Origin of the sequence: Micromonospora sp. GCM10011541, assembly GCF_042650725.1 — a bacterium.
GTDB lineage: Bacteria > Actinomycetota > Actinomycetes > Mycobacteriales > Micromonosporaceae > Micromonospora > Micromonospora sicca.
The window spans coordinates 63,391-83,462 of record NZ_JBHSBP010000012.1 but is presented as its reverse complement, the minus strand read 5'-3'; the positions used below and the strand labels follow the sequence as shown (position 1 = coordinate 83,462).

Sequence of the window (20,072 nt, the reverse complement as noted above, 5' to 3'; positions counted from 1 at the left end):
CTCCTGAAACCGTGAGGTGGAGCGACGCCCGGACGGTGTGAGTCCGGGCGTCGCTGCTGCCCTCCGACCTGCGAAGCGACCGGTCCGTCGGCGCCGCCGGCCGATCCCCTACGCGTCCAGGAACTCGTCGACCATCGGCGCCAGCCACTCGGCCCGCTGCGGGATCGAGGTGTGCGTGGTGCCCGGCAGGATCGCCAGCCGGCACCGCGGCAGCCCGGTCAGGTCGCCCGGCACCCCGCCGCCGAGCAGCTTGAACATCTCCACCGCATGCTCGGGCCGGACGATGTCCGAATCGCCCAGCACGAGCAGCACGGGCGCGGCGACCGCCCGGACCTGGTCGGCCGTCCACTCCGGCAGGTCACCGTCGAGCCGCTTCACCTTGGCCACGAGGTTGGCGAAGCCGGCCGGGTCCGGGGCGGTGCGCAGGTACTCCTCGTGGAACTCCGAGCCGTGCAGGTGCTCCGGCCGCAGGTCCTGGATGCCGTCCAGCAGGCCCGGGTACATGCCGTCGAGGGTGAAGCACACCGACGCCAGGACGAGCCGGCCGACCCGGTCGGCGTGATCGGTGGCCAGCCGCAGCCCGACCGCGGCGCCCATGCTCCAGCCGAACACGTCCGCCCGGTCGATGCCGAGGTGGTCGAGCAGCGCCACCACGTCGGCGGCGAAGTCCTCCACGGTCAGGTCGCGGTCGATGTCCGGCGTGTGCCCGTGCGCCTGCAGTTCCACCGCGACCACCCGGCGGGTCTTCGTCAGGAACGGCAGGATCGTGCCGAACGACGTGCCGATCCCGGAGAGCGCCCCGTGGATCAGGACGAGGGGCCGGCCGCTGCCGGTGCCGTGCTCCTCGTAGTACAGGTCCAGGCCGTTGACCGGTGCGTAGCTCATGACGATGATCCCTTCTCGGACTCGCTGACACCCACACCGTGCGCCGCCCCGCTTACGGTCGACTTCCGACCGGCTTACGGCTTGTAAGGTGGCCGGCATGCGGTTCGGGGTCCTGGGCCCGCTCGCCGTCACCACCGACGCCGGCGAGCCGGTCACCGTGCCGGGCGTCAAGGTCCGCGCGCTCCTCGCCGACCTGCTCGCCAACCGCAACCAGGTGGTCTCGGCGGACCGGCTGATCGACGACCTCTGGGGCGACGACCCGCCGGCGAACCCGGCCGGCGCCCTGCAGGTCCGGGTCTCCCAGCTCCGCAAGGCGCTCAACGACGCCGAACCCGGCGCCCGCGACCTGGTGGAGTCCCGCCCGCCCGGTTACCTCCTGCGGGCGACCGCCGACGCGGACCGGTTCGCCGAACTGGCCGCGGCCGGGGACGTGGCCCGGCTGACCGAGGCCCTCGGGCTGTGGCGGGGCGAGCCGTACGCGGACTTCGCCGACTCCGAGTACGTCCGCGCCGAGACCATCCGGCTCACCGAGCAGCGACTTGCCGTGCTCGAGCGCCTCGCCGACGCCCGCCTGGCCCGCGGCGAACACGATCTGGTCGCCGCCGACCTGGCCGAGCTGGTCGCCCGACACCCGCTCCGCGAGGGCCTGCGCGCCCTGCACCTGCGCGCCCTGTACGCGGCCGGCCGGCAGACCGAGGCCCTGGAGAGCTACGCCGACCTGCGCGACCGCCTCGCCGACGAACTCGGCCTCGACCCCGGCCCGGAGCTGGTCGCGCTGCATCGGCGGATCCTGGCGCAGGACGCCGACCTGACCGGGCCACCCCGGGCGGCGCGGATCCGCAACAGCATCCCGGCCCGGCTGAACGAGCTGGTCGGCCGGGCCGAGGCGCTCACCGAACTGCGCACGCTGATCCCGCAGCAGCGGCTGGTCACCCTCACCGGCCCCGGCGGTGTCGGCAAGACCCGGCTGGCCACCGAGGCGGCCCGCGAACAGGCCCGCCCGGACGGGGTCCACCTCGTCGAACTCGCCGCACTCCCGCCCGGCGATCCCGGCGTCGCCGACCGGATCCTGGCCGTCCTGGACGTCCACGAGGCGGCCGGCGTCAGCGTCCCGGCCGCCGACCGGCTGCTCGCCGCGATCCGGCAACGCCGGCTGCTGCTCGTGCTGGACAACTGCGAGCACGTCATCGAGCCGGCCGCCGGCCTGGTGGCCCGGCTGCTGCGGGACGCTCCCGACGTCACCGTGCTGGCGACCAGCCGGGAACCCCTCGGTCTCACCGGCGAACTGGTGTGGGAGGTGCCGCCGCTGGCCGTACCGGACGACGACCGCGACCCGGACGCGGTCCGCCGGTCCGCCGCGGCCCGGCTGTTCGCCGCCCGCGCCGCCGCCCAGCAGCGGGGGTTCCGGCTGGACGACCGCACCGCGCCCGCCGTCGCGCAGCTCTGCCGCCGGTTGGACGGCATGCCGCTGGCGCTGGAACTGGCCGCGACCCGGGTCCGCGCGCTCGGCGTCACCGGTGTGGTGGAGCGCCTCGACGACCGGTTCAAGGTGCTCGCCACCCAGCAGCGGGACGTGCCGGCCCGGCACCGGACCCTGGCCGCGGTGATCGGCTGGAGCTGGGACCTGCTCGACGACCCGGACCGCCGGGTCCTGGCCCGGCTCGCCGTGTTCAGCGGCGGCTGCACGCTGGACGCGGCCGAGGTGGTCTGCGACGCCGATGTGGAGGTGCTGACCCGGCTGGTCGACCGGTCCCTGGTGGTGATGGACGACACCGGGACCGGCCCGCGCTACCGGCTGCTCGAGTCGGTCGCCGCGTTCTGCCTCGACCGCCTCGACACCGAACGCCCGGGAGAGGCCGCCGCGGTGCGGGCCCGGCACGCCGCGTACTACACGAGCCTGGCCGAACGCGCCGACCCGGAGCTGCGCGGCCCCGGCCAGGCCGAGTGGCTGGTCACGCTGGACGCCGAGAACGCCAACCTGCGATCGGCGCTGGCGCATGGCGGCGGGCTGCGCCTCGCGGTCGCGCTGACCTGGTACTGGTTCCTGCGTGGCCGGTTCAGCGAGGCCCGCCGGGCGCTGACGCTCGACGGCGACAGCTCGGCGCAGGCCCGGGCCGCGGCCTGGCGGGTCGGGTTCGCGCTGCTGCAGGGCGACCGGCTGGAGACCGCCGACATCTCCGCGTACGACGACAGTCGCGGCACCTGGTTCGTGGCCGCCGCGCTGATCCACCGCAGCGAGCTGACCCGGGCGGCCGAGCTGCTGGCCGCCGCGGAAGGATCCGCCGACCGGTGGACCGCGGCGGCCGTGCTGAGCAGCCGGGCCAAACTGGCGCACGCCGCCGGTGACCTGGCCGCCCTCGATCGGGACGGCACCCGCTGCGCGCAGCTCTTCGCCGAGCTGGGTGACCGCTGGGGCCGGCTGCAGGCCAGCGACTGGGTGGGTGGGCTGGCCGAGCTGACCGGGGAGTACGACCGGGCCGCCGCCCTGCACCGCGAGGGCCTGGGCTGGGCCGAGGAGCTGTCGCTGTGGCCCGAGGTGAGCAGCAAACTGTCCTGGCTGGCCTGGCTCGCGGTGCAGACCCGCGACTACGTGCAGGCCCGGGAGCTGGCCGAGCGGGCGTACCGGCTGGCGGCCGAGCAGGACTCCGGGAGCGCCCTGGTGTTCGCCGAGCTGAGCCTGGGCTTCGCGGCCCGCCGGGACGGCAAACTGGACGTCGCCACCACTCACCTCGAGCACCTGGTGGAGCTGGCCCGCCGGGAAGCCCAGCCGGCGCTGTTCCTGCCGATGGTGCTGGTCGAGCTGGGATACGCGGCCGAACACGGGGGCGACCCGGCGACCGGGCTGGCCCGGCACGTCGAGGCGTTCGACGTGGCGCAGGCGATGGGTGCCCCGCGCGACGCGATCGGCGCCCTCGAGGGCATCGCCTCGGCCACTGCCTGGTCCGAGCCGGAGGTCGCCGCCCGGCTGCTCGGCGCGGCGGCCGCCGCCCGGCGGGCCGCCGAGTTCGCCGCGGCGCCCGCCGAGCGGGACGAACTGGACCGGATCGGCGGGCGCCTGGTCGCCGTGCTCGGGCGGGAGCGGTTCGACACGCTGGTCGCCGCCGGGCACGACCTGAGCCCGGACGCGGCCCGGGCGCTGGTCTGATCGGATCCACCGCGCCGGATGCTGCGACGCGGCCATCGCGCGCCGTGCTCGGCCTCCTGCGGCTGCGGCCGCCCTTGCCGCAGGGCCGGCGGAAACTCTCACCGGGTGTCCCGGCCCTGGTCGGCGGCCCGGCGACCGGGCGGCGACCGAACGATCCGAAAACAACCCTTGACTACGGTATCCGTTGCGGTCCTATTCTTTCGCTGAAGAATCCGTAGCCAGTGCCTGCTCGGGTCTCATGATTCGTTGAAGAGTTGGAGCCTGTCGCCGTGTCGGAACCCGCGATCCGCCTGACCGGTCTGCGCAAGTCGTTCGACGCCGTGGAGGCTGTCGCCGGCGTCGACCTGGACATCGCCGACGGAGAGTTCTTCTCCATGCTCGGGCCGTCCGGGTCCGGCAAGACCACGGTGCTGCGGATGATCGCCGGATTCGAACTGCCGACCGCCGGCACCGTCACCCTCGCCGGCCGCGACGTCACCCGGCTCGCCCCGTTCGACCGGGACGTCAACACCGTCTTCCAGGACTACGCCCTCTTCCCGCACATGACCGTCCAGCAGAACGTGGAGTACGGCCTGCGGGTGCGCAAGGTGGCGCGCGCCGAGCGCCGGGAGCGCGCGGCAGCCGCGCTGCGGACCGTCCGCCTCGACGGGTACGGCGAGCGCCGGCCCAGCGCGCTGTCCGGCGGCCAGCGCCAGCGGGTCGCGCTGGCCCGCGCCCTGGTCAACCGGCCGGCCGTGTTGCTGCTCGACGAACCGTTCGGCGCGCTGGACCTGAAGCTGCGCGAGGAGATGCAGGTCGAGTTGAAGGCCATCCAGCGCGAAGTCGGCATCACCTTCGTCTTCGTCACGCACGACCAGCAGGAGGCGCTGACGATGAGCGACCGGGTGGCGGTGTTCAACCAGGGCCGGATCGAGCAGGTCGACACGCCCGCCGAGGTGTACGAGCGCCCGGCCACCCCGTTCGTCGCCGGCTTCGTGGGCACCTCCAACCTGTTCGAGGGGGAGAGCGCCCGCGCCGTGCTCGGCCGCGAGGGCGTGTTCTCCGTACGCCCGGAGAAGATCCGCCTCGGCGGCGCGCCCGCGTCCGCCGAGGAGATCAGCGCGGCGGGCCAGGTAGTCGAGGTGATCTACGCGGGGGCGGCGACCCGCTTCGTGGTCGACCTCGACGCCGGGGCGCGCGTGGTCGCGATGCAGCAGAACCAGCGGACCTCCTCCGCCGACGTGGCGGCCCTGCGCGGCAAGCCGATCCGGCTGACCTGGCGGGCCGAGCACGTCGTCGCGGTCCCCGTGATTCCCCGTTGACCCCACCCGATCCCCCGTCGACAACCAGAAGGAGAGCGCCGATGCGCACCACCCGAGTCTTCACCGCGCTCGCCGCGGCCGGCCTGCTCGCGCTTGCCGGATGCGGCGACGGCGGCGGCGCCACCGGCGGCTCCGGCCCCGGCGGCATCAAACCGCCGAAGATCGACAAGCTGGCGTCGCTCGGCGCCGGGGAGGGCCAGGTCAACGTCGTCGCCTGGGCCGGGTACGTCGAGAACGGCTCCACGGACCCGAAGGTCGACTGGGTCACCGGCTTCGAGAAGGAGACCGGCTGCAAGGTCAACGTGAAGGTCGCCGGCACCTCCGACGAGATGGTGACGCTGATGAAGACCGGCGACTACGACGTGGTCTCGGCCTCCGGGGACGCCTCACTGCGCCTGATCTACGGCGGCGAGGTCGCCCCGGTCAACACCGACCTGGTCGCCAACTACAAGGACGTCTTCGACGGCCTGAAGCTCAAGCAGTGGAACTCGGTCGACGGGGTGGCGTACGGCATCCCGCACGGCCGCGGCGCGAACGTGCTCATGTACCGCACCGACAAGGTGACCCCGGCGCCGACGTCCTGGAGCGCGGTGTTCGACCCCAACTCGCCGTACAAGGGGAAGGTGACGGCGTACGACTCGCCGATCTACCTCGCCGACGCGGCGCTCTACCTGATGAAGCACCAGCCGGAGCTGGGCATCAAGAACCCGTACGCGCTGGACGACAAGCAGTTCGCCGCCGCCGTGGACCTGCTCAAGAAGCAGAACGAGCTGATCGGTGAGTACTGGTCGGACTACACCAAGGAGGTGCAGGCCTTCAAGTCCGGCAACTCGGTGGTCGGCACCGCGTGGCAGGTCATCGTCAATCTGGCCAAGGCCGACGGCGCCCCCGTCGAGGCGGTGCTGCCCTCCGAGGGCGCCACCGGCTGGTCCGACACCTGGATGATCTCCGCCAAGGCCAAGCACCCCAACTGCGGCTACCTCTGGATGAACCACATCATCGACCCGGTGGCGAACGCCGCGGTGGCGGAGTGGTTCGGCGAGGCCCCGGCGAACAAGCTCGCCTGCGACAAGACGGCCGACAAGAACCACTGCACCACGTTCCACGCCGCCGACGAGGCGTACTTCGACCAGGTCTGGTTCTGGAGCACGCCGGTGGAGCAGTGCCTCGACGGCCGTACCGACGTCAAGTGCAAGGACTACGCGGCCTGGACCCAGGCCTGGACCACGATCAAGGGCTGAGACACGTGACGGCTCTCTCCACGGTGGACCGGCCGGCGGGCGACGACACGATCGCCCCCCGCGGGCCGGTCCGCCGGTTTTCCTCCTGGCTCCACCGGCACCGCGGGGCACGCCTCGCCGGGCTGCTCTCGGCGCCGCTGCTCTGGCTGCTCGTCGCGTACCTCGGCTCGCTGGCCGTGCTCTTCGTCTCCGCACTGTGGACGGTCAACAGCTTCACCGGCGACCTGGTCCGGGAGCCGACGTTCGCGAACTTCCGCACCATCGGAACCGAGGAGGTGTACCGCACCGTCACCCTGCGCAGCCTCGGCGTCGCCGCCGCGGTGACCGTCGTCGACGTGCTCATCGCGCTGCCGATGGCGTTCTTCATGGCGAAGGTCGCCTCCCCGCGCAGCCGCCGGTTGCTGGTCATCGCGATCCTCACCCCGTTGTGGGCGAGCTACCTGGTCAAGGCGTACGCCTGGCGGGTGATGCTCGCCAACGGCGGGCCGGTGGACTGGCTCTTCGGGGGCGCCGGCAACGGCCCCGGGTACGGGCTGCTCGCGACCGTGCTCGTGCTGAGCTATCTGTGGCTGCCGTACATGATCCTGCCGATCTACGCCGGGCTGGAGCGGCTGCCGGACTCGCTGCTGGAGGCCTCGGCAGACCTCGGCGCCCGGGGCGGGCGCACGGTCCGCGCGGTGGTGCTGCCGATGATCTTGCCGTCGGTGATCGCCGGCTCGATCTTCACGTTCTCCCTGTCCCTCGGCGACTACATCACCGTGCAGATCGTGGGCGGCAAGACGCAGCTCATCGGCAATCTGGTGTACGCCAACATCGGCGCGGCGAACAACCTGCCGTTCTCGGCAGCGCTCGCCACCATCCCCGTACTCATCATGGTCGTGTATCTGGTGGCGGTGCGCCGGTCCGGCGCCTTGGAGGAGCTGTGACGCTGTCGCGCGGAGCGCGCTGGCTGCTGCGCGGGGCCATGGCGGTGGGCCTGGCCTTCGTCTACGTGCCGCTGGCCATCGTGCTGGTCAACTCGTTCAACGCCGACCGTACCTTCGCCTGGCCGCCGCCGCGCTGGACCACCGATTGGTGGGTGCGGGCGTGGGAGAACGCGGGTGCCCGCGAGGCGCTGTGGACCTCGACGAAGGCCGGCCTCGGCGCGACGGCCGTCGCGCTCCTGCTCGGCACGCTGGTCGCGTTCGCGGTGCAGCGCTACCGGTTCTTCGGGCGGGACGCCGTGTCGCTGCTCGTGGTGCTGCCGATCGCGCTGCCCGGCATCGTCACGGGCATCGCGCTGGACACCGCCTTCCGCTCGCTGATCGAGCCGCTCGGGGTGGGCAAGGGGCTGTTCTCGGTGATCGTCGGGCACGCGACGTTCTGCGTCGTGGTGGTCTACAACAACGTGCTGGCCCGGCTGCGCCGACTCGGGGGCAACCTGGAGGAGGCGAGCGCGGACCTCGGCGCGGACACCTTCCAGACGTTCCGCTACGTGACGTTCCCGCTGCTGCGCTCGGCGCTGTTCGCCGGTGGGCTGCTCGCCTTCGCGCTCTCCTTCGACGAGATCATCGTGACGACCTTCACGGCCGGGCCGGGCGTTCAGACCCTGCCCATCTGGATCTTCAACAACCTCTTCCGGCCCAACCAGGCGCCCGTCATCAACGTCGTCGCGGCGGTGCTGATCGTGCTCTCGATCGTGCCGATCTATCTCGCCCAGCGAGTCTCCGACACCGCTGCCGGTGGTCGCCTCTGACCCGCACGCCCCCGCTCCCCCGGGACGCCCGTGTCAAGATCTGTCCATGAGTCAGCCGTTTCGTGTGCGCATCGCCGTCCGAGGGTACGAGCTGGACGTCCAGGGGCACGTCAACCAGGCCGTGTACCTCCAGTACGCCGAGCACGCCCGGTGGGAGTGCCTGCGCGCCGCGGGCCTGCACCCGGACGCGCTGCGCGCGGCCGGCGTCGGGCCGGTCCAGCTTGAGTGCACCATCCGCTACCTGCGCGAACTGCGGGCGGGCGACGAGGTCGACGTCAGTTGCGGCTTCGTCTGGCGCGGCGGCAAGACGTTCCGGCTGGAGCAGGAGTACGTACGCGTGGACGGCACTCCGGTCGCCCAGCTGACCGGGGTCGGCGGAATGCTGGACCTGCACACGCGACGGCTGGTGGCCGATCCGGCGGAGCGGTTCCGTTCGCTCGCCTCGTCGCCGGCGCACCTCGGTCTCGACTAGTGGGCAGGGCACGGCCGGCGCTCCGGCCGGCCCGCGGGAAGTAGGTCGCCGGTCGCGCAGGGCACGGCGAGGCAGGCGAGGTTGCGCTGAGCCACGACGGACGTACGCAGGGCAGACGTAACCGTGTCGAAATATTGACGTCACCTCACGCACATCGTTGAATGTCGGAGTGGTGGGACACGTCGGAGCGGCCTCGACCCGGATCACGGTCACGGCCGCTGCGATCGATTTCGCGGCCGGATCATCGGGATCCGTCGTCAGGTTGCCGTGGGCGCGGTGGACAGTCGGGTGAACGAGCGCCGGCGAAGGATGCTGCTCACCGCGGCGTTGCACGTCGTCTCGCACGGAATCGCCGTCAGCTACTGCCTCATGACGTTGCACCAGCCACATCGGTCCCTCATGCTCGCGGCCTACGGCTGCGGAATGGCGTCCGGCCTCGTCGGCCTGTGGGCAGCCCAGAAGGTGACCACGAAGGCCTCCGGGTACCGCGTCTCGTTCACCATCCTGCTGATCACGCTCGTCGTGGCGACGCTCGGCGCGTACTGGGACGGTGGGGCCGCCGCACCGGCCGCCCTGGGTTTCGTGACCACGGCCGTGTTCGTCGCCAGCCACACCCCGCGCCTGCCGCTGATGACGGGGCTCGCGGCGCTCACCGTCGGGGCCTACCTCGCGGTCGCCGCCACCGGACGACCGGCGCCCCCGGGGCACGTCTTCCTCTACGTCGCGGCGATGGTGGTGCTGATCTCGGTGTGCTCCGCGCAGGCACGGATCCTGGCGCGGCAGCGATCCCAGCTCCGTTCGCTCGCCGAGCTCGACCCGCTCACCGGCGCCCTCAACCGGCGCGGCCTGGCCGAGTTCACCAAGCACCTGTTCCGGAGCGGCTGTCGCCCGGGCCCGTCCCTGCTCTGTCTGGATCTCGACGACTTCAAGCTGGTCAACGACCGCCTCGGACACGCCGCCGGCGACCGGCTGCTACAGCGGACGGTGGCCGCGACCCGGGAGGTGCTGCGCGCCGGGGACGCCATCGCCCGGGTAGGCGGTGACGAGTTCGTGGTCGTGCTGGTGGACGCCGACGACGTCACCGCGCGGACGGTGCTGACCCGGATCGACGCGGCGGTCCGCCCGGACGCCCGCGTCAGCATCGGCTCGGCCACCGCGCCGCAGGACGGCAACACCCTCGAAACCCTGATGCAGGTGGCCGACCAGCGCCTCTACCGGATGAAGCTGGAACACCGTCCCGCCGCCGGCCCGCCGCCGCAGGACCGCCCCGACCTGCTACCCAGCCGCCCGGACCCGCTCGGCATGCGGACGGCCGGGCAACGGCCTGGGTGGTCACCCGGGTAACGCGGGTGGACCGGGGCCGGGGCCGGACGGGGCCCATGGTCGCGCCGCCCGGCCGCGGCGGTCAGTAGAGCAGGTAGGGCTGGCGCTGCCGGTCGAACGCGGCCAACTCGTCGGCCCAGGCGCCGACCACGTCGGCCACGTCGGCACCCGCGTCGATCATCGTGCGCAGCCGGGGCGATCCGGTGAGCGTGTCGATCCAGTACGGCCGCAGTTGGTCCCAGGCGTCCTGCCGCCACGCGAACGCCGGGTACTTCCGCGCCTCCACCAGCATCGCGACCCCGGTACGGATCGGGTCGTACGCGCCCCGGTCCACGATCTTGACCTCGACCCCTGCGCAGGGCTTGTTGAGCAGCGCCGGCTTCTGCCCGGCCGAGGTCGGCGAGAAGTACGCCTCCCGGAACCGCACCCCCGGCAGGTTCCGGGCGTTGAGCCGGTCACCCCAGTGGTAGTCGAAGTCCGTCGCCAGGCCGCCGATCAGCTCGAACGGACGGCAGGTGCCGCGCCCCTCGGTGATCGACGCGACGCCCTCGAAGAGGCAGGTGCCCGGGTAGACCAGCGCGGTGTCCGTGGTCGGCATGTTCGGGCTGGGCATCACCCAGGGCAGATCGGTGTCGGCGGCGAGCCGGTCCCGCTTCCAGTGCCGGCACTGCACCACGTGCAGCTCGACCGGCCGTCCCGCCTCGGCGGGCAGGAACTCGGCGTTGAAGAAGCCCGCGAGTTCACCGACGGTCATGCCGTGCTGCTGCACGATCTCCTTGAGACCCACCCCGGAGGTGTAGCCGGCGGTCATCATCGGGCCGTACGCCCGGCCACCGACCGGGTTCGGCCGATCGAGTACAACGTACCGCTTGCCGAGCCGGGCGGCGGCGAGCATCGAGGTGTACATCGTCCAGATGTAGGTGTAGAAACGCGCCCCCACGTCCTGGATGTCGAAGACCACGGTGTCCATTCCGGACTGCGTGAACATGGCCTCCCACTTGGCCTGCGAGGCGCCGTACGCGTCGTAGACGGTGATGCCGGTCCGGGCGTCCGTGCCGGTGCCCTCGCTGCCGCCCGCCTGGGCCGAGCCCGGAAGCCGTGCTCGGGACCGAACGCCGCGACCACGTTCACCTGGCCCGAGGCGTGCATCAGGTCGACCAGGTGCCGGTAGGCGGAGTCGACGCCGGTCGGGTTGGAGATCACGCCCACCCGCTGCCCGCGCAGCTCGGCGAAGTCGGCGCGCACCAGCGCGTCCAGGCCGGTCTCGACAAGGCGAATGCCCGGGTCGGCACTGCCGGGTGCGGCGGTCACGGTCGTGGTGAGGGCGCCGGCGGCGACCGCTCCGGCGCCGGTGAGGAAGGTTCTGCGCTCCATCGGGTGCCTCCAAGCAGCTCAGCTCATCGAAACTTAGCTACATGAAGGCGGTGGGTCAAGGAAAGATACCTACGGATGTCAGTAGGCGCCGCCGCTCGCCACGGCCCGGCGGCGGGCCGGCCGTGCTCCTGCCGGTGGGCCAGGTCGTCGAGCGACGCTGGCCGCCCGGCCGGGGGGCGTCGGCGGTTCGCACGGTGGCCGGCGAGGACGATTCCGACCCGCGACGGGCCGGGCGCTGCCAGACTCGACCGGTGGGCGGCAAGCGACGGACCGGGGGGCTGGGGCCTGCCATCCGGATCGCCCCGGCCGCGCGGGTGGACAAGTTCGAGGTGTTCTTCGACCTCGTCTTCGTCGTGTCGTTCTTCATCATCACCCGGGCCACCGCCGCCAACGTCAGCGGGCGACAGCTGCTGCACGCGATGCTGGTGCTGGCCGTGCTGTGGTGGTGCTGGGTGGTGCACAGCGTGGTCGCCAGCCAGCTCCGCCTCGGCGAGGGCTTCGTCCCGGTGCTGATGGTGGTCGGCATGATGGCGCTGTTCGCCTTCGCCCTGGCGCTGCCCCAGACCTTCGGCGACCTGCATCAGGGCGCGGCCGGGCCCATGCTCGTCACGGTCAGCTACGTGGTGGTCCGCGCCGTGCACCTGGTGCTGTACGTGCACGCGACGCGCGGCAGGCCGCACGCCCGCCGCAAGCTGCTCCAGTTCGCACCGGAGATCGTGATCACCACCGTCCTGCTGCTGGTCGCGGCGCTGCTGCCGCCGAACATCGAGGATCCCGACGTCGGGGTGTGGCTGCGCGACGGGCTGTGGATCGCCGTCGTCGTCCTGCAGTACGGCAGCGGGCTGGCGGCCGGCACCAGGGGCTGGGAGGTCACGTCCGCCGAACACTGGACGGAGCGGTACGACCTGATCCTCATCATCGCGCTGGGTGAGTCCGTGATCTCGGTCGGCGTCGGCGGCAACCTGATCGGCAAACCGGTGACCTGGCCGGCGGTCCCGGCGGCCTTGCTGGGGATCCTGTTCACCGCGGCGCTGTGGTGGGCGCACTTCGACATGATCGGGCCCGCCGCCCGGATCGCGCTGCACGCCGCGCAGGGCCACCCCCGGGTGGCGATGGCCCGCGACGCCTACGCCTACCTCTACCTGCCGATGATCGCCGGAGTCGTGCTGTTCGCCATCGGCGCCGAGGAGCTGGTGCGGACGATCACCGACCCGGCGGGTGGGGTGGCCGAGCGGGCGCCCGGCCCGGCCGTGCCGATGCTGTTCGGCGGGGTGATCGTCTACCTGGCCGCCGACATGGCGTTCCAACTGCGCACCCTGCGCACCGTCACCTGGACCCGGGTCGGCGTGCTCCTCGCGCTGGGGGCCGGCCTGTTCGTGGGCCGACACCTGCCGGCGCTCGGCGCGCTCGGGCTGTTGTCCGCCATCTGCGTCGCGCTCGTCGCGATCGAGCTGGTGGTGCTGGCCGACTCCCGGCGTGCCCTGCGCCAAGCGGTGTTCGAGGAGCGGACCGAGCACGAGGCCAGCGAGGCCGCGTACCGCGCCCGCTGGCACGAGGACGGCCCGCCCCGGTCGGCGCGGTAGCTGCCGGCAAACCCCAGTCGGCGCGGTAGCGCCCGGCCCGCTCCGCCCGCGCACCGGTCCACTCCGACCGGCTGACCCGCCCGGTCAGTCCGGCCGGAGCGCCGCCGCGACCCGGCGGGCCCGCTGCGCGTGGCCGAGGACGTCGACGTTGTCCAGGTACTGGTCGACGGCGCCCACCGAGGGCCGCGCGCGCAGCGCCGGGTCACCGATCGCGGCGCGCAGCGCGGCGGCGAACCGGCCGGCGTCGAGCACCAGGAACGGCCGCCCGTGGAACTGCCGGGCCGTCGGGTCGACCGGCGCGGCCAGCCCCAGGTCGTTGGTCCAGCCGGCCACCGTCTCCAGCGCGCCGACCAGCCCGGCCTGGCGGTCGGACCAGCCGTCGGGACCGAGGGCGCGGGTCAGCCCGTCGATCACCGGGGCCGCCGCCGGCAGCCGGGCGAAGACGGTGCCGAGCCATTTCGCGTACGGGGGCCAGCGGCGGTGCACCAGCAGACCGAGCCGCATCAGGTCCCGGGCCAGCCCGGCGGTCACCACCCGGCTGCCCAGCTCGTCGCCGACCTCGGCACACCGCCCGGCCAGGTGCTCGGCCTGGCCGATCCGGCTCCAGGCGGCCGCCAGGACGTGCCGCCACACGTCGTCCGGGTACCAGGCCAGCCGGGCCCGGGCGGCGGTGAGCGCCCCGTCGAGGCCGTCGTGGAAGACCGCGCCTCCGGTCAGCTCGGCCAGCCGCTGGGTGGGCGTGGCGAGCCAGTCGTCCACCCCCACGCCGGTGCGCGGATCGAAGCCGAGCTTGTCGCGCAGCCAGCCGGTCAGCTCGTCCACGCTCACCCCGTGCCGGTCCCCGTCGGCGTCGACGACGCCGAGGCGGACGTCGGGGCCGCCGACGAAGCGGGTCGGCCAGCCGAGGAACTCCGCCGGCAGTTCGGCGTCGAGCACCGCCCGGGCGGGCCCCACGTCGTCCGGGCCGGCGACGAAGAGCTGGGCCCGCGGACCCCAGTCGTGGTCGGTGGAGCGCTCGGTGTCCAGGCCGAGCAGCTCCGACCCGCCGTCGAGCAGGCCGGCGGCGTAGCGCAGGCCGGGCAGCCGCCGGGCCAGCAGGGGAGCCACCACCTCGTCGTGGAACCGCCGGGCGAGCGACAACCCGGGTACGAACGTCATGCCGTCAGTCTCCCCGGCGGACGCGCCCGTGACTCACCCGACGGGCCAACCGCGCCCGCCCCGGCACGATCCGGCCCTCCCCCACGTCGTCGTACGGCTGTGCCAGGCTGTCCGGGTGGCACAGCGACCCCCGATCCTGCTGATCGACTCCCCCAGCCTCTACTTCCGGGCCTACTTCGGCATCCCGGAGTCGGCCGCGAAGACCGAGGACGGCCAGCCGGTCAACGCCGTGCGCGGCTTCCTCGACATGCTCGCCCAGCTCGTCCGCACCCGCCGGCCGGACCGGATGGTCTGCGCGCTGGACTACGACTGGCGGCCGGCGTGGCGGGTGGAGCTGCTGCCGTCGTACAAGGCGCACCGGGTGGCGCCGGAGGGCGGCGAGGTGGTGCCGGACACCCTCTCCCCGCAGGTGCCGATGATCCTGGAGGTGCTGACCGCGTTCGGCATTCCGTTCATCGGCGCCACCGGCTACGAGGCCGACGACGTGCTGGGGACGCTCTCGGTGACCCAGCCCGGTCCGGTGGAGGTGGTCTCCGGCGACCGGGACCTGTTCCAGCTGGTGGACGACGCCCGCCAGGTCCGGCTGCTCTACGTCGGGCGCGGGGTGGCCAAGCTGGAGGACTGCGACGACGCGGCGATCCGCGCCCGGTACGGGGTTCCCGCCGACCGGTACGCGGACTTCGCGGCGCTGCGCGGCGACCCGAGCGACGGGCTGCCCGGGGTGCCCGGGGTGGGCGAGAAGACCGCCGCCCGGCTGATCGAGCGGTACGGCGGCCTGCCGGGCATCCTCGCCGCGCTGGACGACGGGGACGCGGGTTTCGCGCCGGGGCTGCGGAGCAAGCTGGCGGCGGCCCGGGACTACCTGGCGGTCGCCCCGAAGGTGGTGGAGGTGGCCCGGGACGTACCGCTGCCGGAGCTGCCCACCGCGCTGCCGACGGCGCCCGCGGACCCGGAGGGGCTGTTGGAGCTGGCGCAGCGGTGGAACCTGGCCGGCTCGTGCCGCCGGCTCGTGGACGCGCTCACCGCCCGTTCCTGATCGTGCGGACGTGGTGACCGCACGGTGACGATCAGGCGGCGGCGTGGTAGGCCAGCACGCCCCGGTTGACGGTCGCGATGGCCTGCCGGGCGGTGGAGCGCAGCTCCGCCGACGCGCCGCCGGAGTCGGCGAGCTGGCCGAGCAGGTCGACGACCTGGCGCGCCCAGCGCACGAAGTCCCCGGCGGGCATCTCGCCGTCGATCTGGTGGCCGCTGGCGAGCACCTTGGCGAGCACCTCCCCGCGGGCCCACCGGTAGATCGGCCAGGCGAAGCCCAGGTCCGGCTCGCGGGTGACGGCGAGACCCCGGGCAGCCTCGTCCGCCTCGATGTCGCTCCACAGCTTGAGCGTCTCGTCGACCGCGTCGGCGACCGGGCCGCGCGGCAGCGAGGCCCGCTCGTCGACGTCGCGGCGGGCCTCGAAGACCACCACGGAGACGGCCGCGGCGAGCTCGGCCGGGGAGAGCCCGTCCCAGACGCCCCGGCGCAGGCACTCGGCGACCAGCAGGTCCGCCTCGGTCCAGATCCGGCCGAGCATCCGGCCCGCGTCGGTGACCCCGCCGTCGGCGGAGAGGTAGCCGCGGGCGGTGAGCAGCGCGACGATCCGGTCGAAGGTCCGCGCCAGCGAGCCGGTCCGGCCGGAGACCCGCTGCCGCAGCTCCTCGGTGTCCCGTTCGAGGCGGCGACGCCGCTCGGCCCAGCGGGCGTGCTCCTCCCGCTCCGGGCAGGCGTGGCAGGGGTGCCGGCGCAGCTCCGTGCGGAGCTGGCTGAGCCGGTGGTCCTCGCCGGCGACCTGCCGGGACCGCCCGCCCCGGCGGCCGTCGTGCCGGTCCAGCCCGGTGCCGCTGACCTCGGCGGCCAGGTCCCGCCGCGCGGCCGGGGACCGGTGATTGAAGTGCTTCGGCACCCGGATCCGGGCGAGCACCTCGGCCGGGGTGGTGAAGTCGCCGGGACTGACCCGGCCGGCCCAGCGGTCCTGGGTGAGCACCAGCGGGCGCGGCTCACCGAAGCCGCCGGTGGCCGGGTCGAGGACGACGGCCAGCCCGGCCCGCCGCCCGGACGGCACCCGGATCACGTCGCCGACCCGCAGCCGCTCCAGCGACGCGACGGCCGCCGCCTTGCGCTGGGTCTGGCCCTGCCGGGCGATGGCCCGTTCCCGGTCGGCGATGGCCACCCGCAGCGCGAAGTACTCGTCGAAGTCCCCGTGGTGGCAGGCCGCCTCGGCGCCGTACGCCTCGATGGTCTCGGTGTTGCGCTGCACCTGCCGGGCCAGGCCGACCACCGAGCGGTCCGCCTGGAACTGCGCGAAGGACGACTCCAGCAGCGCCCGGGCCGGGTCCGCGCCGACCGTGCCGACCAGGTTGACGGCCATGTTGTACGACGGCCGGAAGCTGGACCGCAGCGGGTAGGTCCGGGTGGAGGCGAGCCCGGCCACGTGCCGGGGGTCGGTCTCCGGCGACCAGACCACCACGGCGTGTCCCTCGACGTCGATGCCGCGCCGGCCGGCCCGCCCGGTGAGCTGCGTGTACTCCCCCGGGGTGAGGTCGACGTGCGCCTCGCCGTTGAACTTGACCAGGCGTTCGAGGACGACGCAGCGGGCGGGCATGTTGATGCCCAGCGCCAGGGTCTCGGTGGCGAAGACCGCCTTGACCAGGCCGCGGACGAACAGCTCCTCGACGACCTCCTTGAATACCGGAAGCATGCCGGCGTGGTGGGCGGCCAGGCCGCGCTCCAGCCCGTCGAGCCACTCCCAGTAGCCGAGCACCGACAGGTCCTCGCCGGGGATGGCGGTGACCCGGGACTCGACCACCCGGCGGATCTCGGTGCGTTCCTCCGGCGAGGTCAGCCGGAGCCCGGCGGCGAGGCACTGCTGCACGGCCGCGGCGCAGCCGGCCCGGCTGAAGATGAACAGGATCGCCGGGAGCAGGCCGTCCCGGTCGAGCCGGTTGACGATGTCGGGGCGCATCGGGCCGCGCCAGCGGGGGCCGCGGCGCCCGGCGCCGGGACCGGCGCTGCGCCCCTCGCCCAGCTCCAGGCGGCGCACCGTGTCGCGGGTGTAGCGCAGCAGCTCGGGGTGCACGTCGTGCTTGCGGGCCGCGTCGGCGTCGTGGAACAGGTCGAACATCCGCTTGCCGACCAGCATGTGCTGCCAGAGCGGCACCGGCCGGTGCTCGCTGACCACCACCGCGGTCTCGCCGCGCACGGTGACCAGCCAGTCGGCGAACTCCTCCGCGTTGGAGACCGTCGCGGAGAGGGAGACCAGGGTGACCGAGGCGGGCAGGTGGATGATCACCTCTTCCCACACCCCGCCCCGGAACCGGTCGGCGAGGTAGTGCACCTCGTCCATCACCACGTAGGCCAGGCCCTCCAGGGTGCTGGAGCCGGCGTAGAGCATGTTGCGCAGCACCTCGGTGGTCATCACCACCACCGGGGCGTCGCCGTTGATCGCGTTGTCGCCGGTGAGCAGGCCGACCTGCTCGGCGCCGTAGCGGTCCACCAGGTCGTGGTACTTCTGGTTGGACAGCGCCTTGATCGGCGTCGTGTAGAAGCACTTGCGCCGGGTGGTCGGCCCCTCGGCCGCGTCGGCCGCCGCCGGCTGCCCTGGCTTGCCGCGCAGGGCCAGGTGTACGGCGAACTCGCCGACCACCGTCTTGCCCGCACCCGTGGGAGCGCACACCAGCACGCCGCTGCCCCGCTCCAGGGACTGGCACGCCTCCCGCTGGAAGTCGTCGAGGTCGAACCCGAGGTCTCGGGCGAACTCGTCCAGGGCCGGGAAGGTGGAGGCCTGCGCGGCCCGGCGGCGCGCCGCGGCGTACCGCTCGGCGGGACTCGACATGCCTCCAAGATTAATCGCTAGGACCGACCACCACCTGACAAGGCCGTCCGGCAGTACGGTCGGAGGCGGTCGGTAGGGTGCACGACGTGCCGGACCATGCCCAACCGCCCCACGCCTCGAGCGGCGCCGACGATGCCGTCCGCCCGAGCACGTCCCGCCGGCCCGTGGAGGCGGTGCTCCTCGACTTCCACGGCACCCTCGCCCAGGTGGAGGAGCCGCGCGAGTGGGTGCTGGCGGCCGCCGCGACGTGTGGGGTGGAGCTGGACCGGGTACGCGCCACCTCGCTGGCCGACCGGCTGCTCACCGCCGGGCGGGCCGGCGGGCCGGTGCCCGCGCGGGTGCCGCCCCGGCTGGCCGAGCTCTGGGCCGACCGGGATCTCTACGAGCACGCCCACCGGGGCGCGTACACCGGGCTGGCGGAGACGGTGGACGCGGGCATCGACGGGTTCCCCGAGGCGCTCTACGAGCGGGTACGGGTCCCCGAGGGCTGGGTGCCGTACCCGGACACCGAGGCGGTGCTCAAGGAGCTGCGGCGCGCCGGGGTGAAGGTGGCCGTCGTCAGCAACATCGGCTTCGACATCCGACCGCTCTTCGCCGCCTGGGGCCTCGACGGGCTGGTCGACGCGTACGCGCTCTCCTACGAGGTGGGGCGCTGCAAGCCGGACCCGGGGATCTTCCTGCGGGCCTGCGGAATGCTCGGCGTCGACTCGGAGCGCGCGTTGATGGTCGGCGACACGCCGGCCGACGCGGGCGCGGTGGGCGCGGGCTGCGCCGTGCTGGTGCTGCCGGCCGCCGACGCCGGCCGGGCCAACGGGCTCGGCGCGGTGCTCGACCTGGCGCTGGGCTCCTGAGCTGCGGGTTCCGGCGCTGACCGAGGTGGTCAGCGCCTCCGTTAGCTCGTCCGCGGTGCCGCACTGCCCCATGGACCTCCGCGAGCTGCCGGTACGATGCTGCCTCGATCATCAACGCCCTCGGGGAGGACGCGATCCTGCCACGTCAGGTGCTCGACACCCAGCTGGTGCCGGAAGCCGACCGCTTCGACCTCTGGGCGGATTTCGCCGTCGGCAGCACGCCGGCCAGCATCTGGACCGACCGGCGGGCGCCGTTCAACGCCTTCGCCCAGCTGATCGACCTGGGCGGGGTGCATCTGACCGAGTTCCGGTACCCGACGCTGCGCACCAGGCGGACCGCCCGGCAGATCCGCCAGGCCGACTCGGAGATGTTCCAGCTGGCCCTGCCGACCGCCGGCTTCAGCGCCATCAGCCAGGCCCGCAACGAGTCGACCATCGACCAGACCGGGTTCACCTTCTTCGACGGCTCCCGACCGTACGAGGCGGAGCACCGGGTGGACGAGACGAGGTACACCTCGACGATCTGCGTGCACATCCCGCACGCCCGGCTGCCGCTGTCCGCCGGCCGGGTGAACCAGCTGCTCGCCGCGGCCATGCCCGCCGACCGGGGGACGGGCGCCCTGCTGGCGCAGTTCCTCCGGCAGCTGGTGGCGCACCCCGAGCAGTACGAGCCGAGCGAGGCGCAGGGGCTCGGCGGCGTGACGCTCGACCTGGTGTGCGCGACCCTGGCACGGTACGCGGACGGCGAGGACTCCCTGTCGCCGGAGACGCGTCAGCAGGTCACCCGGCTGCAGGTGGTCGAGTTCATCGAGCGGCACCTGGCCCGGCCGGACCTCGACCCCGGCGCCGTGGCGCAGGCCCACCACCTGTCGCTGCGCACCCTGCACCGGCTCTTCGCCGCCGAGGAGGAGACGGTCGCCGGCCTCATCCGCCGGCGCCGCCTGGAACAGTGCCGGCGCGATCTGCGCAACCCGTTGCTGCGGGACCAGCCCATCCGGGTCATCGCGGCGCGATGGGGGTTCCCGGACCCCGCCCACTTCAGCCGCGCCTTCCGGGAGGCGTACGGAATGCCGGCGCGGGACTACCGGGCGGGTGCGGAGCCGACCACCCTCGGGCCGAGCTGAGCGCCGGGCGC

The 20,072-nt window shown here is 73.4% G+C and carries 15 protein-coding genes and 1 pseudogene; 11 read left to right on the top strand and 5 right to left on the bottom strand.

Going from position 1 to position 20,072, the window contains the following annotated elements; translation table 11 throughout:
* Window positions 1-108: 108 nt before the first annotated feature.
* Entirely contained in the window at window positions 109-885 is a 777-nt protein-coding gene (locus ACFOYX_RS07370) for an alpha/beta fold hydrolase (protein ID WP_236648207.1), read from the bottom strand.
* Window positions 886-982: 97 nt separating this feature from the next.
* On the opposite strand from ACFOYX_RS07370, the gene ACFOYX_RS07365 reads away from it, so the two are divergent.
* From ACFOYX_RS07365 to ACFOYX_RS07335, 7 genes are all read left to right on the top strand, one after another.
* Window positions 983-4,030, top strand: a complete 3,048-nt coding sequence (locus ACFOYX_RS07365; protein ID WP_322440450.1) for a BTAD domain-containing putative transcriptional regulator — start codon at window positions 983-985, stop codon at window positions 4,028-4,030.
* A 269-nt stretch (window positions 4,031-4,299) separates the two neighbouring features.
* A complete protein-coding gene (locus ACFOYX_RS07360; RefSeq protein WP_322440451.1) occupies window positions 4,300-5,331 on the top strand; it encodes an ABC transporter ATP-binding protein in 1,032 nt (343 codons plus the stop codon).
* A 41-nt stretch (window positions 5,332-5,372) separates the two neighbouring features.
* Window positions 5,373-6,572 (top strand): ABC transporter substrate-binding protein, encoded by a 1,200-nt coding sequence (locus tag ACFOYX_RS07355; protein WP_322440452.1) that lies wholly within the window; start codon window positions 5,373-5,375, stop codon window positions 6,570-6,572.
* A gap of 5 nt (window positions 6,573-6,577) precedes the next feature.
* The gene (locus ACFOYX_RS07350) at window positions 6,578-7,498 is read left to right on the top strand and encodes an ABC transporter permease (protein ID WP_322440453.1); all 921 of its coding nucleotides are present in this window, start codon (window positions 6,578-6,580) and stop codon (window positions 7,496-7,498) included.
* Window positions 7,495-8,307: an ABC transporter permease gene (locus tag ACFOYX_RS07345; protein ID WP_322440454.1), complete on the top strand. Its 813-nt coding sequence runs from the start codon at window positions 7,495-7,497 to the stop codon at window positions 8,305-8,307. Before ACFOYX_RS07350 ends, ACFOYX_RS07345 begins: the two co-directional genes overlap by 4 nt.
* 46 nt (window positions 8,308-8,353) lie before the next feature.
* Window positions 8,354-8,779, top strand: coding sequence for a thioesterase family protein (locus tag ACFOYX_RS07340; protein ID WP_109803861.1), 426 nt, complete (start codon window positions 8,354-8,356; stop codon window positions 8,777-8,779).
* A gap of 276 nt (window positions 8,780-9,055) precedes the next feature.
* Window positions 9,056-10,123, top strand: a complete 1,068-nt coding sequence (locus ACFOYX_RS07335) for a GGDEF domain-containing protein (protein ID WP_322440455.1) — start codon at window positions 9,056-9,058, stop codon at window positions 10,121-10,123.
* 61 nt (window positions 10,124-10,184) lie between these two features.
* Here ACFOYX_RS07335 and ACFOYX_RS07330 read toward each other — a convergent pair whose 3' ends face one another.
* Window positions 10,185-10,700 carry a hypothetical protein gene (locus ACFOYX_RS07330; protein ID WP_377533864.1) on the bottom strand — a complete coding sequence of 172 codons (516 nt, stop codon included), beginning with the start codon at window positions 10,698-10,700 and terminating at the stop codon, window positions 10,185-10,187.
* A gap of 48 nt (window positions 10,701-10,748) precedes the next feature.
* Window positions 10,749-11,251 (bottom strand): annotated as a pseudogene (locus ACFOYX_RS07325) (exo-beta-N-acetylmuramidase NamZ domain-containing protein); the annotation flags it as partial.
* A 476-nt stretch (window positions 11,252-11,727) separates the two neighbouring features.
* On the opposite strand from ACFOYX_RS07325, the gene ACFOYX_RS07320 reads away from it, so the two are divergent.
* The gene (locus ACFOYX_RS07320) at window positions 11,728-13,059 is read left to right on the top strand and encodes a low temperature requirement protein A (RefSeq protein WP_322440456.1); all 1,332 of its coding nucleotides are present in this window, start codon (window positions 11,728-11,730) and stop codon (window positions 13,057-13,059) included.
* A gap of 84 nt (window positions 13,060-13,143) precedes the next feature.
* Here the strand turns inward: ACFOYX_RS07320 and ACFOYX_RS07315 are convergent, their stop codons facing one another.
* Window positions 13,144-14,217 carry a DUF4037 domain-containing protein gene (locus ACFOYX_RS07315; protein WP_322440457.1) on the bottom strand — a complete coding sequence of 358 codons (1,074 nt, stop codon included), beginning with the start codon at window positions 14,215-14,217 and terminating at the stop codon, window positions 13,144-13,146.
* A 115-nt stretch (window positions 14,218-14,332) separates the two neighbouring features.
* Here ACFOYX_RS07315 and ACFOYX_RS07310 point away from each other — a divergent pair, with 115 nt between their 5' ends.
* On the top strand, window positions 14,333-15,253 hold the full coding sequence (locus tag ACFOYX_RS07310; RefSeq protein ID WP_322440458.1) for a 5'-3' exonuclease: 921 nt from the start codon (window positions 14,333-14,335) through the stop codon (window positions 15,251-15,253).
* A 31-nt stretch (window positions 15,254-15,284) separates the two neighbouring features.
* Here ACFOYX_RS07310 and ACFOYX_RS07305 read toward each other — a convergent pair whose 3' ends face one another.
* Window positions 15,285-18,086, bottom strand: a complete 2,802-nt coding sequence (locus tag ACFOYX_RS07305; RefSeq protein ID WP_109803869.1) for an RNA helicase — start codon at window positions 18,084-18,086, stop codon at window positions 15,285-15,287.
* A 164-nt stretch (window positions 18,087-18,250) separates the two neighbouring features.
* Here ACFOYX_RS07305 and ACFOYX_RS07300 point away from each other — a divergent pair, with 164 nt between their 5' ends.
* Entirely contained in the window at window positions 18,251-18,937 is a 687-nt protein-coding gene (locus ACFOYX_RS07300) for an HAD-IA family hydrolase (protein WP_322440510.1), read from the top strand.
* A 149-nt stretch (window positions 18,938-19,086) separates the two neighbouring features.
* Entirely contained in the window at window positions 19,087-20,061 is a 975-nt protein-coding gene (locus tag ACFOYX_RS07295) for a helix-turn-helix domain-containing protein (RefSeq protein WP_322440459.1), read from the top strand.
* Window positions 20,062-20,072: the final 11 nt, after the last annotated feature.

Coding starts and splice junctions, on each gene's coding strand:
- ACFOYX_RS07370 (WP_236648207.1), bottom strand. CDS start 885: ATGAGCTACGCACCGGTCAACGGCCTGGACCTGTACTACGAGGAGCAC.
- ACFOYX_RS07365 (WP_322440450.1), top strand. CDS start 983: ATGCGGTTCGGGGTCCTGGGCCCGCTCGCCGTCACCACCGACGCCGGC.
- ACFOYX_RS07355 (WP_322440452.1), top strand. CDS start 5,373: ATGCGCACCACCCGAGTCTTCACCGCGCTCGCCGCGGCCGGCCTGCTC.
- ACFOYX_RS07340 (WP_109803861.1), top strand. CDS start 8,354: ATGAGTCAGCCGTTTCGTGTGCGCATCGCCGTCCGAGGGTACGAGCTG.
- ACFOYX_RS07330 (WP_377533864.1), bottom strand. CDS start 10,700: ATGCCGACCACGGACACCGCGCTGGTCTACCCGGGCACCTGCCTCTTC.
- ACFOYX_RS07315 (WP_322440457.1), bottom strand. CDS start 14,217: ATGACGTTCGTACCCGGGTTGTCGCTCGCCCGGCGGTTCCACGACGAG.
- ACFOYX_RS07305 (WP_109803869.1), bottom strand. CDS start 18,086: ATGTCGAGTCCCGCCGAGCGGTACGCCGCGGCGCGCCGCCGGGCCGCG.